Annotated in this window: 12 protein-coding genes; 5 read left to right on the forward strand and 7 right to left on the reverse strand. The window is 72.0% G+C overall.

Features of this window, described 5'->3' with window-relative positions:
* From ccmI to HW577_RS15270, 7 genes are all read right to left on the reverse strand, one after another.
* A partial coding sequence (gene ccmI, locus HW577_RS15240) for a c-type cytochrome biogenesis protein CcmI (RefSeq protein WP_198377008.1) occupies positions 1 to 259 on the reverse strand: 259 nt, incomplete at its 3' end.
* Complete coding sequence (locus tag HW577_RS15245) at positions 256 to 711, reverse strand: cytochrome c-type biogenesis protein (RefSeq protein ID WP_198377009.1); 456 nt, start codon at positions 709 to 711, stop codon at positions 256 to 258. The genes HW577_RS15245 and ccmI, both read right to left, overlap by 4 nt.
* A 248-nt stretch (positions 712 to 959) precedes the next feature.
* Positions 960 to 1,544: a DsbE family thiol:disulfide interchange protein gene (locus tag HW577_RS15250; RefSeq protein ID WP_198377010.1), complete on the reverse strand. Its 585-nt coding sequence runs from the start codon at positions 1,542 to 1,544 to the stop codon at positions 960 to 962.
* Positions 1,541 to 3,499: a heme lyase CcmF/NrfE family subunit gene (locus tag HW577_RS15255; RefSeq protein ID WP_198377011.1), complete on the reverse strand. Its 1,959-nt coding sequence runs from the start codon at positions 3,497 to 3,499 to the stop codon at positions 1,541 to 1,543. Before HW577_RS15255 ends, HW577_RS15250 begins: the two co-directional genes overlap by 4 nt.
* 262 nt (positions 3,500 to 3,761) lie before the next feature.
* Complete coding sequence (gene ccmE, locus HW577_RS15260) at positions 3,762 to 4,277, reverse strand: cytochrome c maturation protein CcmE (RefSeq protein ID WP_198377012.1); 516 nt, start codon at positions 4,275 to 4,277, stop codon at positions 3,762 to 3,764.
* 172 nt (positions 4,278 to 4,449) lie between these two features.
* Entirely contained in the window at positions 4,450 to 4,593 is a 144-nt protein-coding gene (ccmD, locus tag HW577_RS15265; RefSeq protein WP_198377013.1) for a heme exporter protein CcmD, read from the reverse strand.
* On the reverse strand, positions 4,590 to 5,381 hold the full coding sequence (locus tag HW577_RS15270; RefSeq protein ID WP_232474964.1) for a heme ABC transporter permease: 792 nt from the start codon (positions 5,379 to 5,381) through the stop codon (positions 4,590 to 4,592). Before HW577_RS15270 ends, ccmD begins: the two co-directional genes overlap by 4 nt.
* 163 nt (positions 5,382 to 5,544) lie before the next feature.
* Between HW577_RS15270 and HW577_RS15275 the strand changes: the two genes are divergently transcribed.
* The 5 genes from HW577_RS15275 to HW577_RS15295 all read left to right on the forward strand — a co-directional run bounded on the left by HW577_RS15275 (position 5,545) and on the right by HW577_RS15295 (position 8,303).
* A complete protein-coding gene (locus HW577_RS15275) occupies positions 5,545 to 6,513 on the forward strand; it encodes a Bug family tripartite tricarboxylate transporter substrate binding protein (RefSeq protein WP_198377015.1) in 969 nt (322 codons plus the stop codon).
* Positions 6,514 to 6,524: 11 nt separating this feature from the next.
* Positions 6,525 to 7,151: a glutathione S-transferase family protein gene (locus HW577_RS15280; RefSeq protein WP_198377016.1), complete on the forward strand. Its 627-nt coding sequence runs from the start codon at positions 6,525 to 6,527 to the stop codon at positions 7,149 to 7,151.
* A 74-nt stretch (positions 7,152 to 7,225) separates the two neighbouring features.
* Entirely contained in the window at positions 7,226 to 7,519 is a 294-nt protein-coding gene (locus HW577_RS15285) for a YciI family protein (RefSeq protein WP_198377017.1), read from the forward strand.
* On the forward strand, positions 7,516 to 7,947 hold the full coding sequence (locus HW577_RS15290) for an EVE domain-containing protein (protein ID WP_198377018.1): 432 nt from the start codon (positions 7,516 to 7,518) through the stop codon (positions 7,945 to 7,947). The genes HW577_RS15285 and HW577_RS15290 overlap by 4 nt, the downstream gene beginning before the upstream one ends.
* Positions 7,944 to 8,303, forward strand: a complete 360-nt coding sequence (locus HW577_RS15295; RefSeq protein ID WP_198377019.1) for a Rieske (2Fe-2S) protein — start codon at positions 7,944 to 7,946, stop codon at positions 8,301 to 8,303. The genes HW577_RS15290 and HW577_RS15295 overlap by 4 nt, the downstream gene beginning before the upstream one ends.
* Positions 8,304 to 8,650 lie beyond the last annotated feature (347 nt).

The raw sequence follows: 8,650 nt of genomic DNA on the forward strand, positions 1-8,650 counted from the left end.
CGCGGCGCGGCGCCGCGGCTTCCTCCGCCTGGTCGGCGGCGGCGATCAGACGGCGCTGCACCTCGACGCGCGCGGCGCGGTGGCCGGCCTCGTCCAGCCGGCCGACTTCTCGCTCACGGTCGAGCTCGGCGAGCTGTGCGCGGAACAGCGCGATGTCGGCCTCGCGGCGGCCCAGCGCTGCCCGCGGTCGCAGCACCGCGGCGGCGAGCGGAAGCAACGCCGCGAGGGCGAGAAGGATCAGCGGAATCCAGGCTGTCATGCGCCGCCGCCACGCTCCAGTTCCGCGAGCCGTCGCCGCTCGGCCTCGCTCAGCGGCGCGACCTCTGCCACTGCGCGCCGGCGGCGCGTGATGATCACGAAAAGGCCCCCGCCCAGCGCGATGAAGGGCATGGCCCACAAGGCCGCCGTCACCGGATTGAGCGGCGGGCGCAGCAGCACGAAGTCGCCATAGCGATCATGGACGAAGCGCATCACTGCGGTCCGGTCCTCGCCCGCCGCGACACGCTCCCGCACGATGCGCCGCAGATCGCGCGCCAACTCCGCATCGCTGTCCTCGATCGACTGGTTCTGGCAGACCATGCAGCGCAATTCGCGCCCGATCTCCTGCGCGCGGGATTCGAGCAGCGGATCGGCCAGGCGATCCTCGGGCCGGCCCACGGCGGCGAGCGCGGGCACGGCCAGGGCCAGTAGCAGCGGTAGCATTGCGAGCATGTGTCGCGCGCGGCGTGGGGAGGGCGCCGCCCTCCCCGGAACCCCTCCCGCCGAGGGCCGAAAGGCCCTCGGAACACGATACATGGGCGGTTGGAGGGAGGGGCGCCGCGCCACCTTCGGGCCCGGCGGGCATGCCATGCCCCTCCCTCGAGCCGCCCATCGAACGGTGTCCAGAGGCCTTTCGGCCTCTGGCGGGGAGAGGTCCGGAGAGGGGCCGCGCCCCTCTCGGGGCCGCGCGACACACGCGCTCACGCATGCCTCCGCAGCAGCGGCCTGAGGTCGCGTTCGAGGATTTCGGGCGTGATCGGTCCGGCGAAGCGCCAGCGGATCAGGCCCTGTCGGTCGAGCAGGTAGGTTTCCGGCACGCCGTAGACCCCCCAGTCGATGGCGACGCGGCCAGGTTCGTCCCGGCCGAGCTTCGCGAAGGGGTTGCCGTGGCGTTGCAGGAAGGCGGCGCCATCGGCCGGCCGGTCCTTGTAGTTCACGCCGAAGACGGGGACGCCTTCGCGCGAGAGGCGCATCAGCTGTGGGTGTTCGACGATGCAGGGCACGCACCAGGACGCCCAGAAGTTCACCACGATGGGCGAGGGCAGGGGGCCGCGCAGGTCGGCGCTGGACAGCGCCGGCAGGTTCGCGGGTTCGACCGGCGGCAGGCTGAACTCCGGCGGGGCCCGGCCGAGCAGGGCTGACGGCACGCCGCGCGGGTCGTACTCCCCGGTCTGCAGCCCCCGTAGCATCACCCAGAAGCCAGCGCCGGCCGCGGCGGCAAGGCCAAGCGGCGCGTAGAGCATCCAGCGCCGGCGGCGCGGCGGGGGGGCGGCGGTGTCGCTCATGCCGGGGCCGTCGCGCCCTTGGGCGCGGGTGCGGCGACGCGCATGCGCCGGTCGGACAGCGACAGCCCTCCGCCGAGCGCCATGATGATCGAGCCGAACCAGATCCAGGGCGCCAGCGGATTGTTGTGCAGGCGGAGTACGCCGGCGCCGTCGCGTTCTTCGCCGAGCACGGCATAGAGGTCGCGCATCGCGTTGGTGTGGATGGCGGCTTCCGTCGTCGTCTGCCGGTCCACCTGGAAGGTCCGGCGTTCGGGGGAGAGCACGGTCACGGTCGCGCCGTCGCGCATGACGGTCACGACGGCGCGGCGGGCGGTGAAGTTCGGCCCCTGCACGTCCGTTATGTGTTCGAGCCGCCATTCGTAGCCGGCGAGCCGCGCGCTTTCCCCGGGCTTGAGCGCGACGAGCGTATCGGTTGCCACGCCCATGCCGGCGACGCCCGCGATCGTCACGCCCATCCCCGCATGCGCGACGGCGGCACCCCAGGCGGCGCGCGGCAGGCCCTTCGCCCGCTGCCAGGCCTGCGCCGGGCGGCGGAACAGCGCGACCCGGTCGGCGATGTCCGCCGCCGCGCCGATGATCAGCCAGGCGGCGAGCGCCATCCCGATCGCCGGCCACACCGGGTAGCCGAGCGCGGCGAGATAGAGGAACCCGATGCCGAGTGAGAGGCAGGCGGCCCACCAGAGTCGCTGCATCGCCCCCCACACGTCGCCGCGCTTCCAGGGCAGCATGGCGCCGATCGGCATCGCGAGAACGAGCGGGATGGCGAGCGGCGCCGTCGCCATGTTGAAGAAGGGCGGCCCGACGGAGATCTTCGCCCCCGTCAGGATGTCCGCGAACATCGGCCACAGCGTGCCGGCCAGCACCACCGCCGCGATCGAGCACAGCAGCAGGTTGTTCACCACCAGCGCCCCTTCGCGCGAGACCGGCGCGAAGATGCCCGTGGGTGCGAGCCGCGGCGCGCGCCAGGCGAACAAGGCGAAGGCCCCGGCCACGTAGATCATCAGCAGCGCGAGGATGACGGCCCCGCGCGTCGGGTCGTTGGCGAAGGCGTGCACGCTGTTCAGCACGCCCGAGCGGACGAGGAAGGTGCCGAGCAGGCTCATCGCGAAGGCCATGATCGCCAGCAGCACGGTCCAGATCTTCAGCGCGTCGCGCTTTTCGACGACGATCGCCGAATGCAGCAGCGCCGTACCCACCAGCCAGGGCAGCAGCGAGGCATTCTCGACCGGATCCCAGAACCAGTAGCCGCCCCAGCCGAGCTCGTAATAGGCCCACCAGGAGCCAAGCGAGATGCCGAGTGTCAGGAACGACCAGGCAACCAGCGACCAGGGCCGCACCCAGCGCCCCCAGGCTGCGTCCACGCGGCCTTCGAGCAGCGCCGCGACCGCGAAGGCGAAGGTCACCGCATAGCCGACATAGCCGAGGTAGAGCATGGGCGGATGCAGCGCGAGGCCGATGTCCTGCAGCACCGGGTTCAGCCCCTGCCCGTCCGGCGGCGGCGGCCAAATCCGGTCGAAGGGGTTGGAGGTGAAGATGATGAACAGCAGGAAGCCCGCCGCGACCCAGCCCAGCACGCCGATCACCCGCGCCTTCAGTGCCGTTGGCAGGTCACGGCCGAAGGCCGCCACCGAGCCGCCGCACAGCGCGAGGATCAGGACCCAGAGGACCATCGAGCCCTCATGGTTCCCCCAGGCGCCACTCAGCTTGTAGATCATCGGCTTGGCCGAATGGCTGTTGGCGACAACGTTCGAGACCGTCGTGTCGTTGACCGCGAAGGCCCACAGCAGGCAGCCGAAGGCGACAGCGACCGCGACGAGTTGCCCCGCGGCGAGCGGCCCCGCCGTGCCCATCCAGCGCACATCCCGCCGTGCGGCGCCGACGACCGGCACCACCGACTGCACCAGCGCCAGGACACAGGCCAGCGCGAGCGCGAAATGGCCGAGTTCGGGGATCATGCGGGGTGGCTCCCTGGGCTGCGGGTGGACGGGGGGCCAGCCCCCCGGACCCCCCGCCGGGAGGCAGAAGCCTCCCGGACCCTCAATTTCATGGGGGTGTGGCGAGGGAGGGGCTCACGCGCGTGACCGGCCCACATGGCGTGCCATGCCGCTCCCTCGCCCCACCCGAAACGACGCAGGGTCCGGGGAGGCCGTAGCCTCCCCGGCTGGGGTCCAGGGGGCAGCGCCCCCTGGTCGAACCCACCGCCGGAGACCACCCGCATCATCCCCCGCTCCGTCCTTCGCGTGCGCGAGGGGCGGTATTCCAGGTCTCGGCGGGTGGCGGGGCGCCCTGGGCCGGGTTCCAGTGGCCGGCGCGGCGCAGCGCGTCGGCGACTTCGGGCGGCATGTAGGTTTCGTCGTGGCGCGCGAGGACTTCGGTCGCGCGGAACTTCCCGTCCGGCAGCAGGCGGCCGAGGGTGACGACGCCCTGTCCTTCGCGGAACAGGTCGGGCAGCACGCCGGAATAGGTGACGGGGATGGCGTTGGCGCCGTCCGTCACGCGGAAGGTCGCGGCGGGCCGGCCATCCGCGCCGGTGCCGCGTTCGACCGAACCGGCTTCGACGAGCCCCCCGAGGCGGAAGGCGCGGTCCGATGTCGGTGGGTTCGCCAGCACGTCGGATGGCGAGAAGAAGAACACCAGGTTGTCCTGGAAGGCGGTCAGCGTAAGCGCCGTCGCGGTGCCGAGGCCGAGTCCGGCCAGAAGCAGCACCATCAGGCGGCGTTTCTTGCGGGTCATTTCTTTGTGCCCTCAGACGGCGGGCGGTGGCCATCCGGCCGCCTTGCCTTCGCGCCGTGCGCTGGTGCGCCGGGGGCGGCTGACGGTCCGGGCGCGGTCGCGCTTTGCGCTCCCGGCGCGCAGCTGGGCCGCGCGCCGATGGTGATGGCGGCGGCGGAGGCGTGTTCGATCCTCATGGCCGTTCGGCCCGCGGGTCGAGTTGCGCCAGCAGCCGCTTCGCCTCGCGGTGGCGCAGAGCGGCGCCGACGGCGAGCGCCCCGAACACGACCAGCGTCAGCCCGTAGGATGCCGTGATGTGCCACCAGTGCAGGGTCATGCCGGTGCCCCTTCCTCCCGCCTTGCGCGGGCGAGCTGCAGGGCGCGCACACGCCGTTCCATCACCGCGGCGCGGGTCCGCGCCAGCACCACCGCGCCGAACAGCAGCGAGAAGCCGAGCGCACAGGTCAGCAGCGGATAAAGGATGTCCACATGCATCCCGGGCGTGTCGAAGCGCGTCACGCTCGCCGGCTGGTGCAGCGTGTTCCACCAGTCGACGCTGAACTTAACGATCGGCACGTTGACGATGCCGATCAGCGCGAGGATCGCGCCCGCCTTCGCGCCGCGCTCCGGGTCGTCGAAGGCGCGGATCAGCGCGGCATGGCCGATCCAGAGGAAGAACAGCACCAGGACCGAGGTCAGCCGCGCATCCCACACCCACCAGGTGCCCCACATGGGCTTGCCCCAGAGGCTGCCGGTGGCAAGGCAAAGCGCGGTCGCCGCGGCGCCGACGGGCGACAGCTCCTTCGCCGTGAGGTCCGCAAGCGGGTGCCGCCAGATCAGCGACATCACCGACAGCACCGCGAGGCCCGTGTATCCGCCCATGGCGAGCCAGGCCATCGGGACATGGACGTACATGATCCGGACCGTCTCGCCCTGCTGCCAGTCGGCCGGGGAGAGGACCAGCCCCCAGACGAGCCCGGCGCCCAGCACGAGCAGCGCGGCGGCCCATAGGAGCGGCATGAGCCGCCCGGTCGCCCGCAGGAAGCGGCCGGGGTTGGCGAAACGGTGGAGGCTCCGCCCTCCGGCGTTCGGCCGGTCGGCGGTGGCTCCGGGGCCGGCGGTCAGGCGTCCATCCACGCCGCCAACCTAGGATAACACTCGCCATTGTTGAAGCGGGCGGACAGGCACCGTTGCGTTCCGTCACACGAACCTTCCTGGCTTGACGCGGCGTGGCATCGCTTTCACGGTCGGGGAAGGGAAGCGCCGGCCGCCAAGCCAGGGGTAACCGATGCGAATGATCTCCCGCCGCGCCTTGCTCGGCGCCGCTGCCGCCACGCTTGTCGCGCGTCCCGCGCTTGCCTTTCCGGAACGGACGGTCCGGATCATCTCCGGCTATGCGCCGGGTGGCCTGAACGACATTGTCAGCCGTGCCATGGCGCAGGCGCTGACGCCGCTGCTCGGCCAGCCTGTGGTGGTCGAGAACCGGCCCGGCGCCGGGGGCGGGGTGGGCGCCGCGGCGGCCGCCCGCGCGCCGGCGGATGGGCACACGCTGTGGATGGGCATCGTCGACACCCAGGCGATCATCCCCACCGCCTACCGCACGCAATTGTACGATCCGGACCGGGATTTCGCGCCGATCAGCCTGATCGCGCATTTCCCCTTTGCCGTCGCGGTCGGCCCGTCCAAGCCGGGCATCCGGGATTTCGAGGGGCTGATCGCCGCGGCGCGCGCCGCGCCGGGCGGGCTGAGCTTCGGCTCCTGGGGCGTGGCCAGCACGTCGCACCTGGCGATGGAGCGCATCCTCCGCGCCCGTGGGGTGGAGATGCTGCACGTGCCCTTCACCAGCCAGGCGCCCGCGATGCAGGCGATCATGGCGAGCCAGCTCGACTGCATGGCGCTGCCGGCCGGGGGTGCCGAGTCGCTCACGCGCGACGGGCGGACGCGGGTGGTGGCGGTGATCGCGCAGCGGCCGCTCGACATCATTCCCGGCGCGCCGATGGTCAAGGACATGGGCGTGGACCTGACCTCCGGCCTGTGGAAAGCGATCTACGCCCCTGCGCGGACGCCGCCCGCGGTCGTCGAGCGTCTCAACGCCGCGGTGCGGGAGGCGATGCGGGCCCCCGCCTTCGTCGAGGTGGTCCGCCAGCAGGGCGCGGTGCCCGAGCCGACCACGCCCGATGAACTGGCCGCGCTGCAGCGGCGGGAACGCCAGGCCTGGGGCGACGTCGTGCGCGCGACCGGCGCCTACATCCAGTAGTCTCCCACGGCATGTACGAGCTGATCAGCGCGACCCCATCCCCCTATGCCCGCAAGGTGCGGATCGCGCTGATCGAGAAGGGCATCCCCTTCACCCTGCGAACGGAGGTGCCCTGGCACGGCACCACTGCGACGCCGGCCTACAATCCACTCGAGAAGCTGCCGGTGCTGGTCCTGCCGGACGGCAGCGGCATCTACGAAAGCCGCTTCATCCTGGAATGGCTGGAGGTGAAGCACCCCGCGCCCCGCCTCCTGCCCGACACGGCGGAGGAGGTGCTGGAGGCGCGCCAGGCGGAGGTGATCGCGGACGGCATCTGCGACGCCGTGGTGCTGTTGTTCTTCGAGCGGATGCGCGAAGCCCCCAGCGCCGAATGGATGGCCCGCCAGCGCCGCAAGGTGGAAGGTGGTGTGCGCGCGCTGGCGGAACGGGCGACGGACGGGTTCATGGTGGGCGGGCGGTTCGGCCTGGCCGACATCGCGGCCGGCACGGCGCTGCGCTACCTGGCGGTGCGCTTCGCGGAGTTCGACTGGCCGGCGCTGTATCCCGGCCTCGCGGCGATGAGCGCGCGGCTCGAGGCCCGGCCCTCCTTCGCCGCCACCGTCCCGGTGCCGCAGACCATCGTCGAGAAGGTGGTCTAGGCCCGCTGCCGCCCCATTGATGGCGCGGCCGCCCGGCGTTACCTGCAAGGCGGGGAACGCCAGGGGGGACCGGCATGCTCTTCGCCGTCACGATCGAGGACCGGCCCGGCATGGCCGCGACGCGCCGGGCCGTGCGCGCGGCGCATCTCGACTGGCTGGAGCAACACCGGGATATGCTGGTGATCGCCGGCCCGATCATGGATGCGGATGGCAATTCGATCGGCTCGGTGCGCGTGATCGAGGCGCCGGACCGCGCGGCCGTGGACGCGCTGACCGAGGGCGACCCCTTCGCCAAGGCCGGCTGCTTCGCCCGCGTGTCCATCCACCCCTACCGCATCGTGTTCAAGGACGGAGCGAAGGCCGAATGACGGGGAAGCCTTCCTTCTGGCTGGTGAAGTCCGAGCCCGACGCCTTTTCCTGGGACCAGCAGGTGGCGAACGGGGTCGAGCCCTGGACCGGCGTGCGCAACCACATGGCTAAGGCCAACCTGATGGCCATGAAGAAGGGCGACCGCGCCTTCTTCTACCATTCGAACATCGGCAAGGAGGTGGTCGGCGTGGTGGAGGTGGCGCGGGAAGCCTATCCCGACCCCTCCGCCGAACCCGGCACGCCCTGGGTCTGCGTCGACATGAAGGCGGTCGGGCCGATGCCGAAGCCGGTCACGCTCGCCGCCATCAAGGCGGAGCCGGCACTGGCCGAGATCGCCCTGGTCCGCATGTCGCGGCTGTCCGTGATGCCGGTCTCGGCCGAGCATTGGCGCCTGATCGCGAAGATGGGCGGGTGGAAGGGCAAGTGAGGACCACGGCCGCCGAACGCGTGCTCTGCGCGCTGGACGACATCCCGGATGGCGGTTCGAAGGGCTTTTCCGGCGCGCCGGGTGCCTTCACCGGGCTGTTCGCCGTGCGCCGCGGCGCGCGGGTTTGGGTCTATGTGAATTCCTGCCCGCATATCGGCGTGCCGCTGGACCCGGTGCCCGACCGCTTCCTGGACGCGAAGAAGCAGATGATCCTGTGCTCGACGCATGGCGCGCGCTTCCGGATCGAGGACGGGTTCTGCACCTCCGGCCCCTGCTACGGCGAATCGCTCGAAGCGGTGCCGGCACGGGTGGACGAGCAGGGGCGCGTGCTGGTGCCGGAGGATGCGGGGCTGTAGCGCCCGCCTTCGTTCCGCCCCGCGCGCCACGCCGCCGCCACGCCCGCCACGGCCTCGCCACGCCTGCCGCCGCTTCGACGCGATCGCCGCGAAAGGACCTCGGCGGCGCCCTTCGGCCGCCAGGGCCGGTGGGCAATCTTCCTCCTGCGCTCGGACCAACACAGGAGGACCAGATGCGCCAGATCTCCCGCACCGCCTTTCTCGCCGCCGGCATCGCCTTGATCGCCGTTCCCGGCTTCGCCCAGGGCACCGCCGCCGGCGGCAGCCAGGCCAGCCCCGCCGCCACCAGCGGCGCGACGACCCAGGCGCAGCCCGCGCGCCCGGCGGTGACGCCCGCCCCGCAGGCG

The organism is Neoroseomonas rubea (assembly GCF_016106015.1).
Classification (GTDB): domain Bacteria; phylum Pseudomonadota; class Alphaproteobacteria; order Acetobacterales; family Acetobacteraceae; genus Neoroseomonas; species Neoroseomonas rubea.

What these genes read in the sequence shown, in the direction of transcription:
- HW577_RS15245 (WP_198377009.1), bottom strand. Translation starts at nt 711, where the DNA reads ATGCTCGCAATGCTACCGCTGCTACTGGCCCTGGCCGTGCCCGCGCTC.
- HW577_RS15250 (WP_198377010.1), bottom strand. Translation starts at nt 1,544, where the DNA reads ATGAGCGACACCGCCGCCCCCCCGCCGCGCCGCCGGCGCTGGATGCTC.
- HW577_RS15255 (WP_198377011.1), bottom strand. Translation starts at nt 3,499, where the DNA reads ATGATCCCCGAACTCGGCCATTTCGCGCTCGCGCTGGCCTGTGTCCTG.
- ccmE (WP_198377012.1), bottom strand. Translation starts at nt 4,277, where the DNA reads ATGACCCGCAAGAAACGCCGCCTGATGGTGCTGCTTCTGGCCGGACTC.
- ccmD (WP_198377013.1), bottom strand. Translation starts at nt 4,593, where the DNA reads ATGACCCTGCACTGGTGGCACATCACGGCATCCTACGGGCTGACGCTG.
- HW577_RS15275 (WP_198377015.1), top strand. Translation starts at nt 5,545, where the DNA reads ATGCGAATGATCTCCCGCCGCGCCTTGCTCGGCGCCGCTGCCGCCACG.
- HW577_RS15280 (WP_198377016.1), top strand. Translation starts at nt 6,525, where the DNA reads ATGTACGAGCTGATCAGCGCGACCCCATCCCCCTATGCCCGCAAGGTG.
- HW577_RS15285 (WP_198377017.1), top strand. Translation starts at nt 7,226, where the DNA reads ATGCTCTTCGCCGTCACGATCGAGGACCGGCCCGGCATGGCCGCGACG.
- HW577_RS15290 (WP_198377018.1), top strand. Translation starts at nt 7,516, where the DNA reads ATGACGGGGAAGCCTTCCTTCTGGCTGGTGAAGTCCGAGCCCGACGCC.